30 protein-coding genes are annotated in these 22,987 nt (G+C 30.8%); all 30 read right to left on the bottom strand.

Features of this window, described 5'->3' with window-relative positions; genetic code table 11:
* Window positions 1–122 precede the first annotated feature (122 nt).
* Window positions 123–1,217 carry a YkvI family membrane protein gene (locus tag ACTG48_RS19420; protein WP_479917754.1) on the bottom strand — a complete coding sequence of 365 codons (1,095 nt, stop codon included), beginning with the start codon at window positions 1,215–1,217 and terminating at the stop codon, window positions 123–125.
* Between the two features lie 426 nt (window positions 1,218–1,643).
* Complete coding sequence (locus tag ACTG48_RS19425) at window positions 1,644–2,585, bottom strand: transketolase family protein (RefSeq protein WP_479917755.1); 942 nt, start codon at window positions 2,583–2,585, stop codon at window positions 1,644–1,646.
* Complete coding sequence (locus ACTG48_RS19430; protein WP_479917756.1) at window positions 2,578–3,405, bottom strand: transketolase; 828 nt, start codon at window positions 3,403–3,405, stop codon at window positions 2,578–2,580. Before ACTG48_RS19430 ends, ACTG48_RS19425 begins: the two co-directional genes overlap by 8 nt.
* A gap of 170 nt (window positions 3,406–3,575) precedes the next feature.
* On the bottom strand, window positions 3,576–3,959 hold the full coding sequence (locus tag ACTG48_RS19435; RefSeq protein WP_003421356.1) for a type II toxin-antitoxin system PemK/MazF family toxin: 384 nt from the start codon (window positions 3,957–3,959) through the stop codon (window positions 3,576–3,578).
* Window positions 3,928–4,215, bottom strand: coding sequence for a ribbon-helix-helix protein, CopG family (locus tag ACTG48_RS19440; protein ID WP_021386373.1), 288 nt, complete (start codon window positions 4,213–4,215; stop codon window positions 3,928–3,930). Before ACTG48_RS19440 ends, ACTG48_RS19435 begins: the two co-directional genes overlap by 32 nt.
* Before the next feature lie 32 nt (window positions 4,216–4,247).
* Entirely contained in the window at window positions 4,248–5,405 is a 1,158-nt protein-coding gene (gene alr / locus ACTG48_RS19445) for an alanine racemase (RefSeq protein ID WP_479917757.1), read from the bottom strand.
* 14 nt (window positions 5,406–5,419) lie between these two features.
* Window positions 5,420–6,010, bottom strand: coding sequence for a germination lipoprotein GerS (gene gerS, locus ACTG48_RS19450; RefSeq protein ID WP_021386375.1), 591 nt, complete (start codon window positions 6,008–6,010; stop codon window positions 5,420–5,422).
* A 20-nt stretch (window positions 6,011–6,030) separates the two neighbouring features.
* Complete coding sequence (locus tag ACTG48_RS19455) at window positions 6,031–6,492, bottom strand: CBS domain-containing protein (protein WP_021386374.1); 462 nt, start codon at window positions 6,490–6,492, stop codon at window positions 6,031–6,033.
* A 14-nt stretch (window positions 6,493–6,506) separates the two neighbouring features.
* A complete protein-coding gene (gene acpS / locus ACTG48_RS19460; RefSeq protein ID WP_021386379.1) occupies window positions 6,507–6,887 on the bottom strand; it encodes a holo-ACP synthase in 381 nt (126 codons plus the stop codon).
* Between the two features lie 460 nt (window positions 6,888–7,347).
* On the bottom strand, window positions 7,348–7,608 hold the full coding sequence (gene atpC / locus ACTG48_RS19465) for an ATP synthase F1 subunit epsilon (protein WP_021386388.1): 261 nt from the start codon (window positions 7,606–7,608) through the stop codon (window positions 7,348–7,350).
* Between the two features lie 2 nt (window positions 7,609–7,610).
* Window positions 7,611–9,005: a F0F1 ATP synthase subunit beta gene (gene atpD, locus ACTG48_RS19470; protein ID WP_021386424.1), complete on the bottom strand. Its 1,395-nt coding sequence runs from the start codon at window positions 9,003–9,005 to the stop codon at window positions 7,611–7,613.
* Between the two features lie 12 nt (window positions 9,006–9,017).
* Window positions 9,018–9,896 carry an ATP synthase F1 subunit gamma gene (gene atpG, locus ACTG48_RS19475; protein WP_021386389.1) on the bottom strand — a complete coding sequence of 293 codons (879 nt, stop codon included), beginning with the start codon at window positions 9,894–9,896 and terminating at the stop codon, window positions 9,018–9,020.
* 27 nt (window positions 9,897–9,923) lie between these two features.
* On the bottom strand, window positions 9,924–11,426 hold the full coding sequence (gene atpA, locus ACTG48_RS19480) for a F0F1 ATP synthase subunit alpha (RefSeq protein ID WP_021386417.1): 1,503 nt from the start codon (window positions 11,424–11,426) through the stop codon (window positions 9,924–9,926).
* 16 nt (window positions 11,427–11,442) lie between these two features.
* Complete coding sequence (locus tag ACTG48_RS19485) at window positions 11,443–11,988, bottom strand: F0F1 ATP synthase subunit delta (RefSeq protein ID WP_021386420.1); 546 nt, start codon at window positions 11,986–11,988, stop codon at window positions 11,443–11,445.
* Window positions 11,985–12,482: a F0F1 ATP synthase subunit B gene (gene atpF / locus ACTG48_RS19490; RefSeq protein WP_021386412.1), complete on the bottom strand. Its 498-nt coding sequence runs from the start codon at window positions 12,480–12,482 to the stop codon at window positions 11,985–11,987. Before atpF ends, ACTG48_RS19485 begins: the two co-directional genes overlap by 4 nt.
* 122 nt (window positions 12,483–12,604) lie before the next feature.
* A complete protein-coding gene (gene atpE / locus ACTG48_RS19495) occupies window positions 12,605–12,865 on the bottom strand; it encodes an ATP synthase F0 subunit C (RefSeq protein WP_021386434.1) in 261 nt (86 codons plus the stop codon).
* A gap of 68 nt (window positions 12,866–12,933) precedes the next feature.
* Window positions 12,934–13,638, bottom strand: a complete 705-nt coding sequence (locus ACTG48_RS19500) for a F0F1 ATP synthase subunit A (protein ID WP_021386413.1) — start codon at window positions 13,636–13,638, stop codon at window positions 12,934–12,936.
* 2 nt (window positions 13,639–13,640) lie between these two features.
* Window positions 13,641–14,027 (bottom strand): ATP synthase subunit I, encoded by a 387-nt coding sequence (locus tag ACTG48_RS19505; protein ID WP_021386396.1) that lies wholly within the window; start codon window positions 14,025–14,027, stop codon window positions 13,641–13,643.
* A gap of 4 nt (window positions 14,028–14,031) precedes the next feature.
* Window positions 14,032–14,259: an AtpZ/AtpI family protein gene (locus tag ACTG48_RS19510; RefSeq protein ID WP_021386436.1), complete on the bottom strand. Its 228-nt coding sequence runs from the start codon at window positions 14,257–14,259 to the stop codon at window positions 14,032–14,034.
* Between the two features lie 174 nt (window positions 14,260–14,433).
* Window positions 14,434–14,871: a deoxycytidylate deaminase gene (locus ACTG48_RS19515; protein ID WP_021386393.1), complete on the bottom strand. Its 438-nt coding sequence runs from the start codon at window positions 14,869–14,871 to the stop codon at window positions 14,434–14,436.
* Window positions 14,872–15,096: 225 nt separating this feature from the next.
* The gene (yqeB, locus tag ACTG48_RS19520) at window positions 15,097–15,912 is read right to left on the bottom strand and encodes a selenium-dependent molybdenum cofactor biosynthesis protein YqeB (RefSeq protein WP_021386419.1); all 816 of its coding nucleotides are present in this window, start codon (window positions 15,910–15,912) and stop codon (window positions 15,097–15,099) included.
* A gap of 288 nt (window positions 15,913–16,200) precedes the next feature.
* Window positions 16,201–16,830, bottom strand: a complete 630-nt coding sequence (upp, locus tag ACTG48_RS19525) for a uracil phosphoribosyltransferase (protein ID WP_003437840.1) — start codon at window positions 16,828–16,830, stop codon at window positions 16,201–16,203.
* A 35-nt stretch (window positions 16,831–16,865) separates the two neighbouring features.
* Entirely contained in the window at window positions 16,866–17,318 is a 453-nt protein-coding gene (rpiB, locus tag ACTG48_RS19530) for a ribose 5-phosphate isomerase B (protein WP_479917758.1), read from the bottom strand.
* Between the two features lie 16 nt (window positions 17,319–17,334).
* Window positions 17,335–17,784: a low molecular weight protein arginine phosphatase gene (locus ACTG48_RS19535; protein WP_021386416.1), complete on the bottom strand. Its 450-nt coding sequence runs from the start codon at window positions 17,782–17,784 to the stop codon at window positions 17,335–17,337.
* 16 nt (window positions 17,785–17,800) lie between these two features.
* Window positions 17,801–18,841, bottom strand: coding sequence for an L-threonylcarbamoyladenylate synthase (locus ACTG48_RS19540; protein ID WP_479918810.1), 1,041 nt, complete (start codon window positions 18,839–18,841; stop codon window positions 17,801–17,803).
* 28 nt (window positions 18,842–18,869) lie between these two features.
* Window positions 18,870–19,550 (bottom strand): ZIP family metal transporter, encoded by a 681-nt coding sequence (locus ACTG48_RS19545; protein WP_021386431.1) that lies wholly within the window; start codon window positions 19,548–19,550, stop codon window positions 18,870–18,872.
* A gap of 128 nt (window positions 19,551–19,678) precedes the next feature.
* Window positions 19,679–20,743, bottom strand: coding sequence for a peptide chain release factor 1 (gene prfA / locus ACTG48_RS19550; RefSeq protein WP_021386387.1), 1,065 nt, complete (start codon window positions 20,741–20,743; stop codon window positions 19,679–19,681).
* Window positions 20,744–20,786: 43 nt separating this feature from the next.
* Window positions 20,787–21,638: a peptide chain release factor N(5)-glutamine methyltransferase gene (gene prmC / locus ACTG48_RS19555; protein ID WP_021386400.1), complete on the bottom strand. Its 852-nt coding sequence runs from the start codon at window positions 21,636–21,638 to the stop codon at window positions 20,787–20,789.
* A 17-nt stretch (window positions 21,639–21,655) separates the two neighbouring features.
* On the bottom strand, window positions 21,656–22,549 hold the full coding sequence (locus tag ACTG48_RS19560) for a DUF1385 domain-containing protein (protein WP_021386432.1): 894 nt from the start codon (window positions 22,547–22,549) through the stop codon (window positions 21,656–21,658).
* A gap of 144 nt (window positions 22,550–22,693) precedes the next feature.
* Complete coding sequence (gene rpmE / locus ACTG48_RS19565; protein ID WP_021386394.1) at window positions 22,694–22,894, bottom strand: 50S ribosomal protein L31; 201 nt, start codon at window positions 22,892–22,894, stop codon at window positions 22,694–22,696.
* Window positions 22,895–22,987: the final 93 nt, after the last annotated feature.

The following is a 22,987-nucleotide window of genomic DNA, read 5'->3' on the forward strand; positions in this document are numbered from 1 at the left end:
TGTAATATAATTAAAAAACATGTTTTCGACATTTTGTTATAAGTTAACTGTAAAATAAAAAGAGCTATATGAAAACAATTTAATTGTTTTCATATAGCTCTTAAATTACAATCTTAAAATATTTATTTGTCACTAACTCCCTCTTGGTATCCAGACGTTTTTGTAATCTGTCTATAAAGAACACAAACCAGTATTATGACGCCCATATATCCAGTGTATGGATATAAAATACCAACCAGCTTATCAAATGGTAGGAATCCACCTATAAGACCTAATATAGCTGTTATTAAAGTTATTATTTTAAACTTAGGATGATTATCATCAACAAATCTATTAGTTACTGACCATAATAAAGGTACAGCTGTTGTATATATACCTAATATAAGAATTATTGAGAATAAAACTCCAACTATTGGTGAAATCTTATCTGCTAAGAATAATGATGGTATTGCTTTTGAGTATAAGTTTCCTATATCAGAAAGAATAGCTAAGTGCATCATTATAGCTGCTGCCATAAGTGCTACTCCACCTAATATACCACCACAAATGGCTTCTTTTTTATTAGCAGCACCTGCTCCTAATCCTGTCAAGAACGCCATGACAACGATTGTATTATAAGTAGTATATATTACACCAGATAAATATGCGTTTGGTACTGGTCTAGCTACATCTACAGTACTAAGAACTTGTGTAGCCTCTCCTATATTACCTATATTACTAGCTAAACTTATACCACCAACTAAAAGTGTAAAGATTATTATTATAGGTCCTATTCCACCTAGTATCTTTGATAATTTATCAAGACCTAGTGAAACAGTTAATAATGCTACTACTGCCATACCAACTCTACCTACAAATGGATTTAATCCATAATATTCAGTTAAAGTTGCTCCTGCTCCTGAAATCATTACTACGAAAACACCAAATAAGAATAATGGTCCAAACCACTCAAAGAATATTCCTAAATACTTACCACAATAAACACGATAAATTTTGATAGGTTCTTTAAGTTGAAGTTCTTTACCTTTTGACATAACTGAAGCACCCATCCATGAGAATAATACCATTGAAATTACTCCACCAACAATACCTGCAAAACCATAAAAAGAGAAAAATTGCATTATTTCCTGTCCTGTTGCAAATCCAGAACCAATTACTGTTGCTACATAAGCTCCTGCGAAACTTATGACTGTTTTAACGTTTACCTTTTCTGACATATCTCAGTTACCTCCCCACGTGAAATTTTTCATCTGCTTAAACAATTCGATAAACTACCTATAATTTCCTTTAACATAAAATACATGATAACTGTTTTAGAGCCTTTTTAGTATAATAACTTAAAACTTATAATATGTTTTTTATACAGTATACCTCCTTTTATAAAATTTACTAGATTCTTTTTTGTCTAAGTAGTCTTTATATATAAAATTAATTTCCCTATAAACTATATATTAGTCATATTTTTCTGAATAGTCAATATATATTTGAATATTTTCTCTATTTTTGTAAAAATTTGAATATTTCATTACATTTTTGATAGATTGATATCATGTATAAAAAAGAGAGATATAAATTAATATAGACCTTTATATCTCTCCTTCAAATATATTATATTATTAACAAACATGAATAATTTATATGCCTTAAATTCTTTTTGCAAGAATAGCCTCTTTGGCAACTTTTATTATATCATCACAAGTTAATTCGTATTTTTTTAACAATTCATTTGGGGCACCAGATTCTCCAAATGAATCTTTAATTCCAACTTTTTTTACTATAGTTGGATAAGACTCTCCAACTACTTCACTTACAGCAGAACCTAGTCCTCCAATTATACTATGCTCTTCTACAGTCACTATAGCATTTGTTTCTTTTGCTGTTTTTAATATTAAATCCTTATCTATAGGTTTTATTGTAGACATGTTTATGACTCTAGCACTTATACCTTCTTCTTGCAACTTTTCTTGTGCTAATAGAGCCTCATTCACCATAATTCCACAAGCTATAATTGATACATCAGTCCCATCTCTTAAAACTGTACCTTTTCCTATTTCAAACTTATAGCTTTCATCAAATAAAACTGGCACTGAGCTTCTTCCTAGTCTGACATAAACAGGTCCATTATACTTAGATACTTCAAAAATCATTTTTTCTGTTTCAACACCATCAGCTGGAACAAGAACCGTCATATTTGGTATAGCTCTCATTATAGCAATATCCTCTACACTTTCATGAGATGCTCCATCTTCGCCAACAGTAAGACCTGCATGAGTAGCACAGATTTTTACATTTAGTTTTGGATAGCAAACTGAATTTCTTATAATCTCAAAAGCTCTTCCTGTAGCAAACATAGCAAAAGTACTTGCAAAAGGTATTTTGCCAGCAGTTGATAGCCCACAAGCAGCACCTATTAAGTTTTGTTCTGCTATACCCATATTAAAAAATCTATCTGGAAATGATTTATAGAAATCATGCGTTTTTGTAGATTTAGATAAATCTGCATCTAATACCACAACATTGTCATTTATTTGACCTAGTTTTACTAATGCTTTACCATATGCCTCTCTCGTCGCCATTTTACTCATTGTCAGCACCTCCTAGTTCAAGCAAGGCTTTTTCTAACTCTTCATCACTTGGAGCTGTTCCGTGCCATCCTGCTTGATTTTCCATAAAAGATATTCCTTTGCCTTTTATAGTTTTTGCAATTATCATTGTAGGTTTTTTAACTGTTGATTTAGCTATATCGAGAGCAGCAAATATTTGGTCAAAATCATGTCCATCTATTTCAATTACATTCCACCCAAAAGCTTTAAATTTATCAACTATTGAACCTAAATTCATTACACTTTCTGTATCTCCGTCTATTTGAAGCCCATTATTATCTAAAAAAGCAATTAAATTATCAAGCTTATAATGTGCAGCACTCATAGCAGCTTCCCAAACAATACCCTCTTGAACTTCTCCATCACCAAGTAAAGTATATACGTTCCATGGAGCATTATCCAGCTTGGATGCCATCGCCATGCCACATGCAACTGAAAAACCTTGCCCTAAAGAACCTGTAGATATCTCTACTCCTGGCGTACCTTTCATATCTGGATGACCCTGTAACATTCTTCCAATTTTCCTTAGCCCATTCAGTTCTTCCTTATCAAAATAGCCTTTTTCAGCCAATGTAGCATATAATGCTGGTGCAGCATGTCCTTTTGATAATACAAATCTATCTCTATCCTCCATTTTAGGATTTGAAGAATCCACATTCATTTCATCAAAGTATAACGCAGTAAGTATTTCAACTACTGATAATGACCCTCCTGGATGTCCAGATTTGGCTCTATGTATCATAGAAACTATATCTCTTCTTATGATACGCGCAATCTCATTTAATCCCTTATGGTCTCTCATGCAATTACCTCCCTTGAGTTCGTAATTTTATATCAATTCCATATTATTATATCACTTTTATACTATTTTTTGCGTTATTTTTGATTTTCTTAATACGCACTACTAAAATTAAACCTTAAAAGATATTTTTAACGAAAAAAGGGATTGTCTAATAAAAGACAAACCCCTCTTTAAAAAGTAAACAATCCTAAACTTATTTGAAGTCCATCGTCTACTTTTATCATCATATTTTCATCTAGACAACCAATTTTCTCCCTCAGTCTCTTTTTATCAATAGTTCTAATTTGCTCTAAAAGAATTACTGAGTCTTTATTAAGCCCATATTCATTGGAACTTATCTCTACATGAGTAGGTAATTTGGCTTTATTAATCTGAGATGTTATAGCTGATACTATAACTGTAGGACTGTATTTATTACCTACATCATTTTGTATTATCAGAACAGGTCTAACGCCTCCCTGCTCTGACCCAACAACTGGACTTAAATCAGCGTAATATAAATCACCACGCTTTATTTCACAATTAGTACTCACCTTGGGCAATCTTCCCTTCATTTTTATCATCAGAAGATACTTCTTCAACTGTCATACCTAATTCAGCCAATGACAGATTAATTTGACCCATTTCTCTATAACCCGTTTTCATAGATTCTTTAATATGAATTCTCTTTTTCTGAGTTATATAGAACTGAAAAGCAGCTTTTGCAAAATCTTCTCTGTTACTGTTCTCCATCTGAACTATACTATCAACTTCAGAAACCAGAGAGTCTGGTAAAGTAACTTCTATTTTTTCTTTACTTTTATCGTACACAAAATCGCCTCCCAGATTATAATATCATGGTTTTATTTTAGCAAATAACTGTTTATTTGTACAAGCTCATTATTTTCCATATAAACACGGTCAACTCTTCTTGATATCATACATAACACTTCATAGTTTATAGTTCCTAAGTCTTGGGCTATACGTTCAGCTGTAACTTCACCTTCTCCAAATAGTATAACCTCATCTCCAACTTTTATGTCTATATCTTTGTCAATTCTAACCATTATTTGATCCATACATATTCTACCAACTACATCAAACACTTCTCCTTTAATAAGAACCTTTGGATTTTTTTGAATTCTAGTAAATCCATCTGCATATCCTATTGGAATTGTAGCGATTGTTTCTTTACCTGTAGTTGTATACTTTAATCCATAACTTATTCCTACACCTGGTTCAACTTGTTTTATATGTCCGATTTTTGATTTTAATTTCATGGCTGGTCTTAGTTCTAATCTTTCTTTAAATACATCATCAGATGGATAATGACCATATAATATTATTCCTGCTCTTACCATATTTAATCTTAAATCAGGGCAATCCATAATAGCTGCACTGTTTGATACATGTTTTATAGCTATTTTTACACCAGCTTCATCCAACTTATCAGACATAAATTTGTAATTATTAGCTTGTTTATAAGTGTACTCTTTACTTACCTCATCAGCTGTTGCGAAATGAGTAAACATACCTTCTAAATCTATATATTCTAATTTATTTAATTTTATTATTTCCTGTACTGACTCCTCATTAGGTTGGAAACCTATTCTAGTCATTCCTGAGTCTATTTTAATGTGAACACAGGCTTTTTCTCCTAATGATTTTGCAATTTCATTTATCTTTTGTGCTGTTTCTAAAGAATAAACTGTCATAGTTATTTTATTTTTTATAGAATCTTCGAAAGCTTCGTCTGGAGTATATCCTAAGTTCAAAATAGGAAGTGTTATGCCATTTTGTCTAAGTTCAATTCCTTCAGCAGTTCTTGCTACTGCTAAATAATCTACTTTTTCTTTTTCTAGTAATTTTGCAACTTCTACTGCACCATGTCCATATGCATCAGCTTTTATTACTCCACAAACCTTAATATCTTCTTCTAATAAATTTTTAATATTATTTAAGTTAAATCTTAAGTTATCTAGATTTATCTCTGCCCATGTAGGCACTGTTATTTTTTGCATTTCTTTAGTCCCCCTTAGTTTCTGTATTCAAAATCTTTGTATTTTACTGTAAATCTTGGCACTCCTTCCTTATCCAATACTTCCATTTTTTCAGGGTTCTTTGTGTCAGCATTTACATATAATACTTGCTTATTAAAATATTTATTATCCCCAGGAATAAAAGTTTCTAGAACCAAATGTCCTTTGGATAACTTTATTTTCATCTCTTCGTTTTGAAGATAGTTTTTTATAAAGTCTCCTATAAAAAGATATTGATTGTTCTTTCCTGTATTAGGCAATTCCACTATATCACTGATATTTGGATTTTTAACTAATATTTTATCACCTTGATACTCTATACTCTTCCCTTTTAAATGTTTTGGGGAAATTACTTCTAATTTATAGTTATCAGTTTTTTTATAAGTATGAATTAAAACATAATTGTGTGGGCTTTTATTTCCAAATACTTCTACATCAGCTTTACAACTGTAAGAATTCATATCAGAAATCTGCTTTTGAAAATCTTTGTATACTTCTTCTTTTGTGGACTGTCGCTTTTGGCATCCTATTACAATTATAACCAGTGCCAAAAACATAATACATGCTATGGTCCACTTTTTTCTCACATCACACCTCCTATTCTAGTCTATTCATTGTATAAAGCTTTTATTATATCATATCTACAAATTATACCTTTGAGTTTATTGTCATCATCTACTACAGGAACCCTGTTTATTGATTTTTTAATCATTACATTAGCTACATCATCAAACTTATCATCTTCATGAACTTTTATTATATCTTTAGACATAAGTTCTCCAACTTTATAAGCAGCCACTTGCTTTATATCTTTTTCTACTTTTTTTAAATCATCTAAGAAAATCAAACCTTGTAATAGATTTATATAGAGAGGTGCTTCTATATATTTTTCCTTTTTAAGAATGTCTGTTTCAGAAATTACTCCAACAACTCTATTCTCTGAATCTACAACTGGCAGACCTCCTATTTTTTCTGCAATTAGCATGTTAGCTACATCTGCTATACTATCATCTTGTTTTGCTACTATTACATCTGTTGTCATTATTTCTTTTGCTGTTTTGTCCATCATAATGTAATCACTCCTTAGTCCTTAATTATGGTTATCGCATTTGCTATAGCATAATCTTTTGAATGTGATATTGAAACTTTTATTTCTAAAACATTATAATCTATGCACATTTTTGTGAGATTATTATAAGTTTTTACTATTGGTTTTCCCATTTCATTTCTGAGAACTTCTATGTCTTTAAAGTTAAATACTCTAATCCCTGTACCCATAGATTTACTTATAGCTTCCTTAGCTGCGAAATTACCTGCTATACTTTCTGCTTTAAAATTCTTAGAATTAAAATACTCAATTTCTTTATCAGTAAATATTTTTTCCAAAAACCTATTGTTTTTTTCTACAGCTTTTCTTATTCTATCAATTTCAATTATGTCTACACCAATATCAAATATATTCATTGTTCCTCCAGAAAATTTATAATGCTTCTTTAAATATTAATAATGAATTTATAAATTTACTATTGATAATACATATTATTATTTAGTTTATGTTACTTATCTTAATTTAATAATCATTATAATAAAATTGTAACTTTTAAAATTATTTGTAATGAATATTATATACAAATCTATTATATTATTTATTATACTACACAACTAAGCAAATTTTTTAAATTTTATAAAAATTTTATATATATTTATTATATGAAGATGATTTCACTTACATAAAATCAAGCTAAACCTTCTTTATATTCTTAATTACAACATAATTTTGCAGTAAATTTAAACTTTTTGTGAATTTATTATCACTAAAAACTTACATTTTTTTCGTTATTTTATTAACATCAAAAACAAAAAAAGTCATTTTATCCAAAATATTTTTTGGTCAAAATGACTTTTTAGGATATAAATTAAATTATTAAATCCACTCAGCAGATTCTGTTAATATAACTGTTTTATTTTGAGCTACATTAACAAATCCTTCTGCTATTTTCGCCTCTTTAAAACTTCCATCTTTTTTTATCTTTAAAATTCCTACAGGTATACCTGAAACAAATGGTATATGACCTTTCAATACCCCTTTGTCTCCTTTTGTAGTTCTAACTACTACCATTTCAACGTCTCCATCATAAAAAGTATTATCTGGAGTTACAACTTTCAATGAAAATTCACTGGCCATGACTACATACTTCCCTTCGCTTTTTTAACAGCATCTTCTATTGTTCCTACAAACAAGAATGCTGACTCTGGTAAGTCATCATGTTTACCTTCAAGAATCTCTTTAAATCCTCTTACAGTCTCTTTAACAGGAACATATTGACCTGGATTTCCTGTAAATTGCTCAGCAACTGTAAATGATTGAGATAAGAATCTTTGTATCTTCCTAGCACGTGCAACTATTAACTTATCTTCATCAGATAATTCGTCCATACCAAGTATAGCGATTATATCTTGAAGTTCTTTATATCTTTGAAGTATTGATTGTACACCTCTGGCTACTTCATAATGTTCTTTTCCTACTATATTAGGGTCAAGAATTCTTGATGTAGATTCAAGAGGGTCAACTGCTGGATATATACCCAGTGATGATATTTGTCTAGATAAAACTGTTTTTGCATCTAAGTGAGAGAATGTTGTAGCTGGTGCTGGGTCAGTTAAGTCATCTGCTGGTACATAAACCGCTTGAACAGATGTTATTGAACCTTTTTTAGTTGATGTTATTCTCTCTTGAAGTGCACCCATTTCAGTAGCTAATGTTGGCTGATAACCAACAGCTGATGGCATACGTCCTAGAAGCGCTGAAACTTCTGAACCAGCTTGTGTGAAACGGAATATATTATCAACGAAAAGTAAAACGTCTTGTCCTTGCTCATCTCTAAAATGCTCGGCCATTGTAAGCCCAGTTAAAGCAACTCTCATTCTTGCTCCAGGCGGCTCGTTCATCTGACCAAATACTAGAGCAGTTTTGTTTATAACTCCAGATTCACTCATCTCTCCATAAAGGTCATTACCTTCTCTTGTTCTTTCTCCTACTCCTGAGAATACAGAAATACCACCATGTTGCTTAGCAATATTGTTTATAAGTTCTTGTATTAAAACTGTTTTTCCTACTCCTGCTCCTCCAAATAGACCTATTTTTCCACCTTTTAGATATGGTGCTAGTAAGTCAACTACCTTAATACCTGTTTCCAGTATTTCAGCTGTAGTTTCTAGTTCATCATATGCTGGTGCTGGTCTATGTATAGGTAATTTAGGTGCAGATTTTGGAGCTGGTTTTCCATCAACTGGTTTTCCAAGAACATTAAATATTCTACCTAAAGTCTCGTCTCCAACAGGAACGCTTATTGGTCCACCTGTATCTACAACTTCCATACCTCTTACAAGTCCATCTGTTGCACTCATAGATATACATCTTACAGTATCATCACCTATATGTTGAGCAACTTCTGCAACTATTTCTTTATCTCCTAACTTTATTACTAACGCATTTAATAAGTTAGGTAGGCTTTGTTCACTATCAAACTTAACATCTAGTACAGCTCCTACAATCTGTACTACTTTACCTACATTTGCCATTTCCTAACCTCCCTATTTTAGAGCTTCAACTCCACCAACTATCTCTGTTATTTCTTGAGTTACAGCTGACTGTCTTGCTCTGTTATAACTTAACTCTAAATTAGATAGCATTTCATTCGCATTGTCTGTAGCTGATTCCATCGCAGTTCTTCTAGCACCTTGCTCTGATGCAAAAGACTCCAAAATTCCGCCATACACTGTACCTGATATAAATTGAGGTACAATATAACTTAAAACTGCCTCTGCTGATGGTATATATTGTACTTTTGATTTACTTTGATTTTCTTCTTTTATTACAATTCCATGGTCATCTGTATCTTTTTCAAAAACTAATGGAAGCAATTTTAAAATTTCAACTTCTTGTGATAAAGCTGATTTAAACTTTGTATAAGAAATATAAACTTCATCTACCTCACCTTTTTTATACAGGTCAATAATAGTTTGTGAAATTTCTATCGCATCTTCATATCCACAAGCTTCAACACTACTTATATCTTTTGCTATATTGTAATCTCTTTTGGAAAAGAATTCATGAGCTTTCTTTCCTACAGTTATAACTGTTTCCTTTTTACCTTGCATATGAGATACAGATTCCTTTAATACATTGGAATTGTATCCACCTGCAAGACCTCTGTCTCCAGCCACTACTATATAGCACTTATTTTTTACTTCTCTTTCTTTTAAAAATTCATTTCTAACTCCACGTGTTGTTTGGGCAATATCTTTTACTGTATCGTACAAAGTATTAAAGTATTCTCTTGAATCTTCAGCTTTTTCTTTTGCCTTTCTAAGCTTAGAAGATGCAACTAGTTCCATCGCTTTAGTTATTTGTTTTGTACTTTCAACAGTTCCCATACGTGTTTTGATTGCTTTAATTCCAGCTCCTGCCAATTAATTTACCTCCTTTTTTAAAAAGGATTATACTTCAACAACAAACTTTTCTTTAAATTCATTTATTGCATCTGTTAAATCATGAGTGAAGTCCTCTCCACCTAATATTTTTCTTGATATTTCTGGATAATTATTATCTACAAATGCATACAGTTCTGATTCAAATCTAGCTATATTATCTATTGGAATATCCTCTAGATGATTATTTATAACAGCGTATATTATCATAACCTGATTTTCAACTTTTATTGGTTGATGCTCACCTTGTTTTAATATCTCAACGATTCTTTCACCTTGAGCAAGTCTCTTCTTAGTATCTTCGTCTAAGTCAGAACCAAATTGTGAGAATGCTGCAAGTTCTCTATATTGTGAATATGCAAGTTTTAATGTACCTGCAACTTTTTTCATTGCTTTAATTTGCGCAGAACCACCAACCCTTGATACTGATATACCAGGGTCAACTGCTGGTCTTACACCTGAATAGAATAACTCTGGTTGTAAGTATATTTGACCATCTGTTATAGATATAACATTTGTTGGTATATATGCAGAAACGTCACCAGCTTGAGTTTCTATTATAGGTAAAGCAGTCATTGAGCCTCCACCTAATTCATCTGATAACTTAGCTGCTCTTTCAAGTAATCTTGAATGTAAATAGAATACATCTCCAGGATATGCTTCACGTCCTGGTGGTCTTCTAAGTAATAATGACATTTCTCTATATGCAACGGCTTGTTTACTTAAATCATCATATACTATAAGTACATGTTTTCCATTATACATAAATTCTTCACCCATCGCTGCTCCAGCATATGGTGCTATATATTGAAGTGGTGCTGATTCAGATGCTGTTGCTGAAACTACTATTGTATAGTCTAAAGCTCCACCTTTTTCTAGTGAATTAACTAATTGAGCTATAGTAGAACGTTTTTGCCCAATTGCTACATATATACATATAACATCTTTTCCTTTTTGATTTAATATAGTATCAATAACTATAGATGTTTTACCAGTTTGTCTGTCACCTATTATTAACTCTCTTTGTCCTCTACCAATTGGTATCATTGAATCTATTGATTTGATTCCTGTTTGTAATGGTTCATAAACAGACCTTCTATTTATTATACCAGGTGCCTCAGATTCAACTGGTCTAGTTTTTGTATATGCTATAGGTCCTTTTCCATCTATTGGTTGACCTAGAGAATTTACAACCCTACCTATTAAAGCTTCTCCAACTGGAACTTCAACTATTCTTCCAGTTCTCTTAACTATATCGCCTTCTTTTATTCCACTGTCATCTCCAAGTATAACAGCTCCAACTACTTCTTCTTCTAAGTTAAGTGCCATACCATATATTTCACCTGGGAACTCTAGTAACTCACCAGACATAGCTTTTTCTAATCCATATACACTCGCTATACCATCCCCAACTGTTAAAACACTCCCTGTATCTGTCAACTCAACTTTATTCTCATAATTTTTTATTTGCTGTTTAATTATAGAACTTATTTCTTCAGGTTTTAAGTTCATGGGTTCACCGCCATTCTTAAGATATTACTTCAGATAGCTTTTCTTTCATCTTATCTAGACGAGTTTTTACAGTGCCATCTATCTGTTCATTTCCAAGTCTAACTAGAACTCCCCCTAGTATAGTCTTGTCAACTACATTTTCTATAGTAACATTTTTGTTGTATTTACTTGAAAGTTTAATTTCAAGTTCTTTAATATCTGTTTCACTCATTGGAATAGCACTTATTGCTACACCAGCAATTACATTATTTTTCTTATTTAATAATTCTTTATAAGCTAATTCTATATCTTCTAAATATGATATTCTATCTTTATCTACCAAGACTTTTAGGAAGTTTTTTATGTTCAAACTTACTTCCTTACTAAAAATAATTTCTACCAAGTTTTTCTTTTCTGATTTTGAAACTAATGGTGATTTTAAAACTTTGTAGAAATCTTTACTAACTTTAGTCATCATATCTACTACTTTTTCTAATTCTTTGAACAATGCATCAGTTGAATTTTCTTCTTCTCCTAATTGAAATAGGGCTTCGGCATATCTGTTGGCTATTACATTTATCATTTAGCTTCCCCTACCTCTTTTATAAAGTTTTCTATCAATTCCTCATGCTTAGATTTATCTAAATCTTTTTCAATGACCTTAGATGCTGCAAGTAGTGCTATATTAGATATATCATTCTTAATTTCATTTATAACCTTTTGTTTTTCTTGTTCTACATCTTTACTTGCTTTTTCTTTTATATCAAGAGCATCTTTCTTTGCAGTATTTACTATATCATCTGATTTCTGTTCTGCTCTTATAGTTGCTTGTTTTATGATTTCTTGACCTTCATCTTTGGCAAAATTGATTTTTGACTCATATTCTTTTTTCAGAGCTAAACCTTCATTTTTTGCTTTTTCGCCTTCTGCCAAATCGTTTTTAATATCATTTTCTCTTGATTCAATTATATTTAATACTGGCTTAAATAAAAGCTTTCTCAGAAGTAAAAATATTATAAAAGTATTAACAATTTGGAACACAAATTCCCATGTTATACCTACTAGTGCTTTCTCCATAATTATCCTCCTTTCCATAAATCATAACTACTTATAATCACGAGAAGATAAAACTCTTCTCATGATTATAAGTTTGAGATGATTTACCTATAAACCTATCTCAAAATATTTAAGGACTAAATCTACATTCCTAAGTATTTAAAGAATGGATTTACGAATAGAAGTATTATTGATACAACCAAACCATATATTGCTGAAGACTCTGCTATAGCAACACCTAGTAATAAAGTTGAAGTTATATCACCTTTAGCTTCTGGTTGGTTTCCTACTGCTTCTGCAGCTTTACCTGCTGCTACACCTTGCCCTATACCTGCACCTATACCTGTTGCAACTGCTATTCCTGCACCTATTGCTGATGCTGCCGCTACTATTGCTGTTTCCATAATTATTTCCTCCTTAAAACTTTAAATTTTTAAATTATTTTATTTTTATCTTAATATAAGTTGATTTCTTAATCTAATTCTCCTGCACTTGATATAAACACCATTGTTAACATTATGAATATATATGCTTGTAACAATCCTGCAAATAAGTCAAAATACAAGTGCAATGGTACTGGTATTAATATCTGTCCAATTGGTATTGATAATCCTGGTATTAAACTGGATACAAAACCTAAAAGTTGATAAAACAGCCCCATTATAATTGTTCCACCTAAAATATTCCCAAATGGACGGAAACTTAACGATATTGGTCTAGCTAACTCACCTATAATATTGATTGGTAACATTATGGCAAGTGGTTGAGCCAATTCTTTAAAGTACGATAATCCCTTAAATTTAACTCCTGCAAAATAAATCATAAAAAATGTAATCATTGCCCATGCAGCAGTTGTATCCAGGTCGGTTGTTGGTGATCTTAATCCAAGTAATGGGCTTAAATTTGAGCATGCGAAAAATAAAAACAAACTTCCTATGTATGGTATCATATACGGCATTCTTTTTATTGTGTTTTTACCCATAACATTTGTAACCATTTTAGCAAGACCACCTATTGCAAATTCCAAAAATATTTGGATTTTACTAGTTGGAACTTTTTTTAAGTTTCTAGTCAAGAAATAAGATGCTATCGCTAAAAAGGCCATTATTCCCCAACTCACTAGTATTGTTTCACTAATTTTAAAGTTTCCTATGAGATAATAATGCGCTTGACTCATACTTATGCCTCCTTCCTCTTTAATTTATTTATAAAGTTTTTTGATAATATGACAAACTTTGTACTCAATAATCCTAATGCTGTTCCGATTATGTTTAAATGTGGTACTTTAGCTGAAGCAATTAGAACAACCGCCATTATAAATAACCTAATGGTATATTGTGCTGATGCATAAGCTTGTGCCTTTCCAGCAGAAAATGTCACCGATTTTTCCAGTGATATTGCCAATAATCTAAAATTTAACATAGCTATTATAGAGCCAAATATAAGTCCTAATAATACTGGCTTACTTAATGTTGATGTTATCAACATTAGCACAATTAAAATTACATCAAATATTACTATACCCTTTGTTACTGACCTTACTTGGTTAAGTAATTTTATATCCAATATATCACTTCCTTCGTGTATATACTATTAGAGTTTTATAAACACCACTGAAAGCTCCTCCAACACCTAACAATAAAAATATTATCGTCAGAACTGGACTAGTATTTAATTTACTATCTAAAAATTTTCCTAAGAAAGTACATCCTAATATTGATATTACAATCATCAATCCTATTTGACTTATTAAACTAAACAACTTTGCAATTTCCATATGTGTATTTCTTTTACTCATAAATAGTATCCCTCATTATTACAAAATAAATAACATTTAATTAATCTATATCATAAATTTATTTAATTATAAAATATATCTTACTACTAATCAGATGATTTTTCAAACACTTTCTTTTAATCATCCTATTCCATTGTCATAATTTAGCATTTATTGTCATGTCATTATCCTTTACTAAAATTTTATAAGCTCTATTCCTGCTTCTTTTAGCAATTCTGTAGACATGTCATCTGGATAATCACCTTCATAAACAATTTTTAATATACCTGCATTTATGCACATTTTTGCACACAAAACACAAGGCCTTGTAGTAACATACAAAGTTGCCCCATCTACACTAATACCATTATGGGCAGCTTGTATTATGGCATTTTGTTCAGCATGTAATGCTCTACATAATTCATGTCTTTCCCCTGAAGGAATATTTAGCTCCTCCCTTTTACATCCAATATTTTCACAGTGTTCAAGATTTCTTGGAGAGCCATTATATCCAGTTGTTAATATTTGTTTGTCCCTTACAATGACAGCACCTACTTGTCTTCTAATACAAGTTGAACGCTTTTTCACTACTTCTGCAATTTCCATGAAGTATTCATCCCATGATGGTCTCATAATTTACTTTTCTCCTCTTTGCTTATGTACTGGTCTTATATATTTATTAGATTTCAAGCTAAATAAATACTTATTTTTATATTATATACACATGTTAATTGAATGTCCAATAAAAAAAGAGCATTTTTACCATTTAAATTTTAAATACCCGTTATATGCTCTCTTTAATCTATTAAATTTATTATATCATCTTAATAAAATATTAATAGCCTTATCTAATATAAATTAATTTTTTGGATAGATTCCTTTGTTTAATATGGCTTCTAAAACCCCTCCAGCTATGCATCTAGCTTTATCTGATATTGTGAAAGCATTCTTAACTTCTTCTTTTCTAGGGTCTATGTCCAGTATTTTTAAATTTTTAGTTACCTTTGCTCCGTCTTTTAATAATCCTCTAAGCACTCCAGATATTGTTGCTCTAACTTCATGTTTTTTTTCATAATCACTAATATAACAAAGTAAGTCTCCCTTTTCAACTATGTCGCCTATCTTACATACATTTTCCATTATTCCAGTATACTGTGAATGCATTACCCTCTCTTTGGCAAAACCTTTTATTGCACCTGGTATTCCTGTATTTTTTTCTGCTCTACCATCAGTTATTATTCTTCCTAGGTTATGACCTCTCATTGTTTCTATCACAATATCTACGTCTTCTCCTGCACAAAACCCAGGACCTAACGCTATTGTAAGTGGTGCCATTTCTCTAGTTGTACCTAAGTTTTTCTTAGCTAATATTCCATCAACCAAAACAATCGGATTTATCTTAGATAGCATTTCTCCTTTTGGGTCTATAATCAGTGCTACTTTATCTTGAGACAAAGTTTCTTCTATTTCTTTTTCAGTATTACAAAGTATGCACTCCACACCTTCAACAACTACCTTTTTTTCATAAACAGCTTCACAAAAAGAAATTTGTCTTCTTATAGCTAACGGTTCTTCTATTTCTAGAGCAATCACTTTAAAACCACTATTGTGTAATTTATGAATAACTGCTGTTGCTAAATCTCCTGCTCCTCTTACCACTATACAATTTTTCATGTATTATCACTCCTAATAGTATCATTCATACTTTATTTTTAATTAAATTAATACATATCAATTTAATTGTAAGCAACTAACATGCCACATTAAAAAACGCCACTATTTTGTAGATTCCTGTAAAATAGCCATTCTTTTTTAATTGGTAAAAACTTTTTATTCTCAATTCGAGAAATTTATCAATTCAAGAATTACTATTTTGAGAAAAATACATAAAAAGGAACCTTCTTACATAAAATTATATACTACATAAGAAAGTCCCTAAGAAATATTTATGGTTATTTATTTTTATTTAGTTCCAAATAATCTATCGCCAGCATCACCAAGACCAGGAATTATATATCCATGTTCATTTAATCTTTCATCAACTGATGCAACATATATATCAACATCATCGTGATATTTTTGTACTTCTGCTATACCTTCTGGAGCAGCTACTAAATTAGCTAGTTTTATACTTTTAGCTCCTTTAGATTTAAGTAAATCTATAGCTGCTACAGCAGACCCTCCTGTTGCAAGCATAGGGTCAACTACTATTATATCTCTTTCTCCTATGTCTTGAGGAAGTTTACAATAATATTCAACTGGTTTTAATGTTTCTGGGTCTCTATATAACCCTACATGCCCAACTTTTGCTGCTGGCATTAAACTTACTAATCCATCTACCATTCCAAGACCTGCTCTTAAAATTGGAATTATTGCTAACTTTTTACCTGCAACTACTTTAGATGATGTTTTTTGAATAGGAGTTTCTATTTCGACATCTTTTAATGGTATATCTTTTGTTATTTCATATCCCATAAGCATTGCAATTTCAGTTAAAAGTTCTCTAAAATCCTTAGAACCAGTATTTTTATCTCTCATTAAAGTTAATTTATGTTGTATTAATGGATGGTTTGTCTCTACCACTTTACTCATTTTGATAATTCCTCCTGATAAAACTGTAATTTTTATTATTTATTGTGTTTTTCTTCTATTGATTTAATCATATTTACTCTTCTAGCATGTCTATCACCTTCAAAATCTGTATTAATCCATGCCTCAACTATTTCAAGTGCTAGACCTTTTCCTAAAACCCTTTCACCTAATGACAACATATTTACATCATTATGTGCTTTTGACATTTTTGCAGAAAATACATCTGATACAACTGCACATCTTATTCCAGGAACCTTATTTGCAGCTAGAGATATTCCTATACCTGTACCACAACATAATATTCCATAATCTACTTCTTTATCTATAACTGCATTTGCAACTACTTCTCCATAAACAGGATAATCAACAGAATCTGTCGCATTATTAGTTCCATAATCTACACATTCTATACCTCTACCTTCTAAATAGCTTATTATTTCTTTTTTTAAATTATATCCTCCATGGTCACAACCTAATCCTATCTTCATTTGTTTATCCTCCAATTCATATTTTTTTTACTATTTCGTTGACAGAATACATTATTTCTTCCATAGTATCTCTATAAGTATCTAAATTTCCACCAAATGGGTCAGATATATCTGCCTCATTTTCATTTACAAACCCTTTAAAAGTATACACTTTTTCTTTGCATTTTGGAACTGCTTGTACTAAAATTTCTTTATGATACTTGGTCATTGTTAGTATTATATCTGAGTTATCTATTAATTCCTTAGTAATTACTTTACTTCTATGATTCGACAAGTCTATCCCTAATTCTTTTAATACTTCTATAGAATTTTGGGAAGCATTCATACCATCTACTGTAGATATACCTGCTGATGATATGCAATATCCTTCAATATTTCTTCCTGATTTTTCAATTTCCTTCTTTAATATAGCCTCAGCCATAGGACTTCTACAAGTATTACCTGTACATACAATAAGTATATTCATATTTTACAACTCCCTTTTAAGCCTTTATTACTTTATATCCTGCTGACTTAAGTAGTCTATTCATAATTGCTTGTCCAACTCCAGTCTTAGGGAACTCCTCTGAATATATGACATCAATACCCTTTTTATCCATTTCTATAAGAGCATCAAACAGATTACTTGCAACTTCTTCAAGAGTGCTTCCTAAATCTATCACTTCTCCATCATAAAACTCTCTATTTCTACTAATACACATTACGCCTGTTTTTAGGCCTTTCTCTCTATTAGATTTTATCATATCATTTATCTTTGTTGCTACATTTTCTCTTTTTCCAGATATAATATATACATCTGCATTTGGAGAATAGTGTTTATACTTCATTCCAGGAGCCTTAGCTTTTTGATTATCCTCTTTTTTACTTAATGATGGGTCGAGCTTTACTTCTCCAAGAATTTCTTCTAAAACTTCTTTAGTTATACTCCCTGGTCTCAATATCATTGGAGTTTCTTCTGTTAAATCTAATACTGTTGACTCCAACCCAAAGTTACTATCTCCACCTAAAACTATCCCGTCTACTCTTCCATTCATTTCTTCATAGACATGTTTTGCTTTTGTTGGAGATGGTCTACCAGATATATTTGCAGAAGGCGCTGCAATAGGTACACCAGCTTCTCTTATTATTGCCCTGGCAATAACATTAGAAGGCATCCTTATTGCAACTGTATCAAGCCCCCCACTAGTTCTATATGGAATTATATCTTTCTTATTTAATATTATTGTTATAGGCCCTGGCCAAAGCTTTTCTATAACAAGTTTAGCTTTATCACTTATATCTTTAGCTAAATCATATACTTCCCCTTTTTCATAGATATGGACTATTAATGGATTATCACTAGGTCTTCCTTTAGCCTCATAAATCTTCTTTACTGCATTTTCATCTAACGCATTTGCACCTAGTCCATATACTGTCTCAGTTGGAAAGATAACTGTCTTACCTTCTCTAAGAAGTTTTGCTTGTATTTTTATTTCCTCATAATCAATATTATTTATATCAATACTACTTATAATAGTTTTCATCTTTTGTATGCCTGCTTTCATTTTAATTTTATATATAGTTTACAATTATTGTACCTACCAAAAAACCAATTATACAATACACACTTTTTGAATGCGGAAAAATTTCTTCCAATACAACATACATCATTGTACCTCCTGCTGTGGCAAGAAATACACCTATAAGAGACGTAAATGCTCCTCCAAAATAAACACCTAAAAAACTTCCTAGACCCATAGGTAGTCCAGCTATTACAGTAAATAAAATAACTTTACCTAGTTTCATTTTATTACAAACTAAACCCAATGCCATAGCCAATCCTTCTGGTATATTATGTAGACCTATAACTATAGCAAGAGTAATACCTAAGCTTTCAGTTGACATGAAAGAAGAACCTATAGCTAACCCTTCTGGCAAATTATGTAGTAATATACTTATGAATATAAGATACCCAGATGTCATACTTCCAGACACATCTAATTTTGTTTTTATGTACATAGTTATGAGAGCTCCAACAAATGTAAATATAACTGTATTGATTATCCCCATTTTATCCATTGATTCTTTCATCAAATCAAATACCACTACAGCTAACATTATTCCACCAGATAATCCCATAAAGAAATTTAGATATTTATCAACTTCCTTTTTAAAAATAGCTGATATTACTCCTCCTAATCCTGTCCCTATAACACCTGCCAAAAGTCCAATCATTGTTACTTTTAGTATCATATAACCCTCCTATACTTGTATATAACAATTATATACAGTAGAATATGATAACATGACCTAAAATGCAAAATAGCTGTTTCAAAATAGAAAATAATTTCTAGAAAGAAACAGCTTCTTTAAAACATTACTTATATTGCAGTCATTTTCTCTGTTTGGTCAACAGTAATTAAAGCATCTATCATTTCATCTATATCTCCATCTAAGAACGCATCTAACTTATATAAAGTTAAATTTATTCTATGGTCACTTATTCTACCTTGAGGGAAATTATATGTTCTTATTCTTTCTGATCTGTCTCCTGTTCCAACCTGGCTCTTTCTTTCTGCTGCTATATCTTTATGTTGCTCTGCCAATGCTTTATCGTAAAGTCTAGCTTTTAATATTTTTAAAGCTTGCTCTTTATTTTTTAATTGTGATTTTCCATCCTGACAAGATACTACTTCACCTGTAGGTATATGTGTTACCCTAACTGCAGAGTCAGTAGTGTTGACACTTTGTCCTCCATTACCTGAAGAACGGAAAACGTCTATTCTTAAATCATTTGGATTTATATCAACTTCTACATCTTCAACTTCTGGTAATACTGCAACCGTAGAAGTTGATGTGTGTATTCTTCCACCAGATTCAGTTGATGGTATTCTTTGGACTCTATGAACTCCAGACTCATACTTTAATCTTGAATATGCTCCCTTACCTTTTATCATAAAAGATACTTCTTTATATCCACCAACTCCAGTATCACTTGCACTTAATAATTCTATTTTCCATCTTCTTCTCTCAGCATATCTTGAATACATTCTAAATAAATCACCTGCAAATAGAGCTGCTTCATCGCCTCCAGCTCCACCTCTAATTTCAACTATAACATTTTTATCATCATTAGGGTCTTTAGGTAATAATAATATTTTTATTTCATCCTCTAAAGGTTCTACTTTTTCTTCCATCTCAGCTAATTCCATCTTAGCTAATTCTCTTAGTTCTTCATCTGACTCTTCTTGCAATATTTCTTTTGATTCTTTTATACTATCTAAAACATTTCTATACTCTCTGTATTTCATAACAATAGGTTCTAAGTCAGCATGTTCTTTTATATACTTTTGCCAAACTTTTTGATCATTTATTATATCAGGGTCACCTATTTTTTCACTTAAGTCTTTATATGTATCTTCCAATACCTCTAATTTTTTTAACATACTTTCACCTCGATTAAATGTAACATATCAATTGTTGATTATATCATATATTGTAACCTATAACAACTCTATCAATGCCTTGAATATCCTTCTTTGTATATATTTTTTTATATCCATTGCTTTTCATAATATTAATAACATCTTCAGCTTGATTATGACCAACTTCATATGCTAATATTCCACATCTATTTAAATATTTCTTACCTTGCTCTGTTATTTTTCTATAAAAATCTAATCCATCTTCTCCACCTTCAAGAGCATTATATGGCTCATAATCTTTTACTTGTGTATGCAAAGTTTCTATATCTTGCTTTTTAATATATGGTGGATTTGAAACTATGATATCAAATTTTATATTACTATCACTTATTGCTGTAAATAAATCAGAATTAATGTATTTTATCTTTTCATCAACTTCATTTATAATAGCATTTTTTTTAGCTATTTCTAAAGCTATTTCTGATACATCAAAAGACATTACTTTAGAATTTTCAATGTATTTTGCCAAACTAACTGTAATAGCACCAGAGCCAGTACCTATGTCTAGTATACTTACATCTTTTTTTCCCTTACATATTTCAATTATTTCTTCTACTAAAGTTTCTGTATCTGGTCTTGGTATTAATACACCTTCTTTAACAAAAAAATCTAATCCCATAAACTCTCTATTTTCAACTATATAGGCTATTGGTCTTCCATTTAATCTTTCTTTAGCAAAACCTATAAATTTTATTTCTTGTTCTTCAGTTAACTCTTTATTTAGATTTAAGTGAATATACAGTCTATCAACATCACCTAATGCTTTTTGCAATAATAACTCTGTGTCTAATCTTGGAGTATCACTTATATCTTTAAATGTATCTGAATATTTAATAATTATATCTTTTATCGTCATAATAAATATCCTTTTCTTTAATCTACCACTGCCTTTAACGCTTCTAAGGCTACCTCTAGTTGCTCATCATCAGGCTCTTTTGTTGTAAAATATTGCAACATCATTCCTGGGTATGCAACAATTTTAGTGAATCTATTATCATATTTTCCAAGAATTCTAATTACTTCATAGGATAAACCTGCTACTATAGGCACACATATGATTCTCATAAATATTCTAAGGATTGGATTTGGCCAACCAAAAAACGCAAACAGTATTATTGACACAGCCATAACTATAAATAAAAAATTCGTACCACATCTAGGATGTAATCTTTTAAATTTTCTTGCATTCTCTACTGTAAGTTCTAAATCATTTTCATAACAATATATAGATTTATGTTCTGCACCATGATATTGAAATACTCTTTCTATATCCTTGCTTCGTGAGATTAGTACTATATATGCAAACAATATCACTATTCTTATAATACCTTCTATTAAATTGAGCATAAAGTCATTAGGCATTACCTTAGAAAAAGCTCCTCCTACTAATGTAGGTATGAAAATAAATAATCCAGCAGAAAGTAGCATTGCTATGACCAATGAAAATATTATAATTATATCATTTGCCTTATCTTTAAAAATTTTCTTTATAAATAAATCAAATTTATCCTCTTCTGCTTCTTCCATAAAAAATTCTGAAGAAAAATTTAAACTTTTTATCCCTTGAATCATTGTATCTATCATAACAAAAGAACCTCTAACAAAAGGTATCTTATCTATATTCTTATCTCTTACCCAACTTTTTATTCTATCTTCTTTTAGTGCTATTTCTCCGTCACTTTTTCTAACAGCTACTGCTCTTTTGTCTTTTGATTGCATCATTACACCTTCAATAACAGCTTGCCCACCTACAGCTTGTTTTGACATCCACTCACCTCATTTTATTGTATTTAGAATACTCAATTTTACATATTTATTATTATAATACAAAAAGACAATTTAAAGTAGAATATGAATGTTTTTTTGTAATAAAATAGGAGTTGGCTTCCTCCAACTCCATTTTTATAAAAATTAATCCATTTTGAATCTTTTCTTGAATTTGTCGATTCTTCCACCTTTTTCTATGTTCTTTTGTTTTCCTGTATAGAATGGATGGCACTCTGAACATATTTCAACTTTTATTTCGTCCTTAGTTGAACCAGCAGCAAATGTGTTCCCACAAGCACAACGCACTTCAACTGGATTGTATTTTGGTTGTATTTCCTTTTGCATTATAGTCACCTCTTCTCTTTATTTAAAAAAATTAATTATATTAACTTTCTTTTTACATTATCAACTACATTATTATAGCACAACTTATTATGC

Source organism: Clostridioides sp. LIBA-6822 (assembly GCF_056688955.1).

Excerpts from the sequence above, each read along its gene's own strand:
- atpD (WP_021386424.1), bottom strand. The coding sequence starts at position 9,005 with ATGGCAAATGTAGGTAAAGTAGTACAGATTGTAGGAGCTGTACTAGAT.
- rpmE (WP_021386394.1), bottom strand. The coding sequence starts at position 22,894 with ATGCAAAAGGAAATACAACCAAAATACAATCCAGTTGAAGTGCGTTGT.
- ACTG48_RS19515 (WP_021386393.1), bottom strand. The coding sequence starts at position 14,871 with ATGAGACCATCATGGGATGAATACTTCATGGAAATTGCAGAAGTAGTG.
- ACTG48_RS19545 (WP_021386431.1), bottom strand. The coding sequence starts at position 19,550 with ATGATACTAAAAGTAACAATGATTGGACTTTTGGCAGGTGTTATAGGG.
- ACTG48_RS19535 (WP_021386416.1), bottom strand. The coding sequence starts at position 17,784 with ATGAATATACTTATTGTATGTACAGGTAATACTTGTAGAAGTCCTATG.
- atpE (WP_021386434.1), bottom strand. The coding sequence starts at position 12,865 with ATGGAAACAGCAATAGTAGCGGCAGCATCAGCAATAGGTGCAGGAATA.
- rpiB (WP_479917758.1), bottom strand. The coding sequence starts at position 17,318 with ATGAAGATAGGATTAGGTTGTGACCATGGAGGATATAATTTAAAAAAA.
- ACTG48_RS19430 (WP_479917756.1), bottom strand. The coding sequence starts at position 3,405 with ATGAGAGACCATAAGGGATTAAATGAGATTGCGCGTATCATAAGAAGA.
- atpA (WP_021386417.1), bottom strand. The coding sequence starts at position 11,426 with ATGAACTTAAAACCTGAAGAAATAAGTTCTATAATTAAACAGCAAATA.
- ACTG48_RS19485 (WP_021386420.1), bottom strand. The coding sequence starts at position 11,988 with ATGATAAATGTAATAGCCAACAGATATGCCGAAGCCCTATTTCAATTA.
- ACTG48_RS19425 (WP_479917755.1), bottom strand. The coding sequence starts at position 2,585 with ATGAGTAAAATGGCGACGAGAGAGGCATATGGTAAAGCATTAGTAAAA.
- ACTG48_RS19500 (WP_021386413.1), bottom strand. The coding sequence starts at position 13,638 with ATGAGTCAAGCGCATTATTATCTCATAGGAAACTTTAAAATTAGTGAA.
- ACTG48_RS19420 (WP_479917754.1), bottom strand. The coding sequence starts at position 1,217 with ATGTCAGAAAAGGTAAACGTTAAAACAGTCATAAGTTTCGCAGGAGCT.
- ACTG48_RS19540 (WP_479918810.1), bottom strand. The coding sequence starts at position 18,841 with ATGAAAACTATTATAAGTAGTATTGATATAAATAATATTGATTATGAG.
- ACTG48_RS19560 (WP_021386432.1), bottom strand. The coding sequence starts at position 22,549 with ATGTCAAAACAAGCTGTAGGTGGGCAAGCTGTTATTGAAGGTGTAATG.
- atpC (WP_021386388.1), bottom strand. The coding sequence starts at position 7,608 with ATGGCCAGTGAATTTTCATTGAAAGTTGTAACTCCAGATAATACTTTT.
- atpF (WP_021386412.1), bottom strand. The coding sequence starts at position 12,482 with ATGGAGAAAGCACTAGTAGGTATAACATGGGAATTTGTGTTCCAAATT.
- ACTG48_RS19510 (WP_021386436.1), bottom strand. The coding sequence starts at position 14,259 with ATGAGTAAAAGAAATACACATATGGAAATTGCAAAGTTGTTTAGTTTA.
- alr (WP_479917757.1), bottom strand. The coding sequence starts at position 5,405 with ATGCAAAAAATAACAGTGCCTACATGGGCAGAGATAAATCTAGATAAC.
- yqeB (WP_021386419.1), bottom strand. The coding sequence starts at position 15,912 with ATGAAAAATTGTATAGTGGTAAGAGGAGCAGGAGATTTAGCAACAGCA.
- acpS (WP_021386379.1), bottom strand. The coding sequence starts at position 6,887 with ATGAATATATTTGATATTGGTGTAGACATAATTGAAATTGATAGAATA.
- prfA (WP_021386387.1), bottom strand. The coding sequence starts at position 20,743 with ATGTTAAAAAAATTAGAGGTATTGGAAGATACATATAAAGACTTAAGT.
- upp (WP_003437840.1), bottom strand. The coding sequence starts at position 16,830 with ATGAGTAAAGTGGTAGAGACAAACCATCCATTAATACAACATAAATTA.
- ACTG48_RS19435 (WP_003421356.1), bottom strand. The coding sequence starts at position 3,959 with ATGAAGGGAAGATTGCCCAAGGTGAGTACTAATTGTGAAATAAAGCGT.
- prmC (WP_021386400.1), bottom strand. The coding sequence starts at position 21,638 with ATGACGATAAAAGATATAATTATTAAATATTCAGATACATTTAAAGAT.
- ACTG48_RS19455 (WP_021386374.1), bottom strand. The coding sequence starts at position 6,492 with ATGATGGACAAAACAGCAAAAGAAATAATGACAACAGATGTAATAGTA.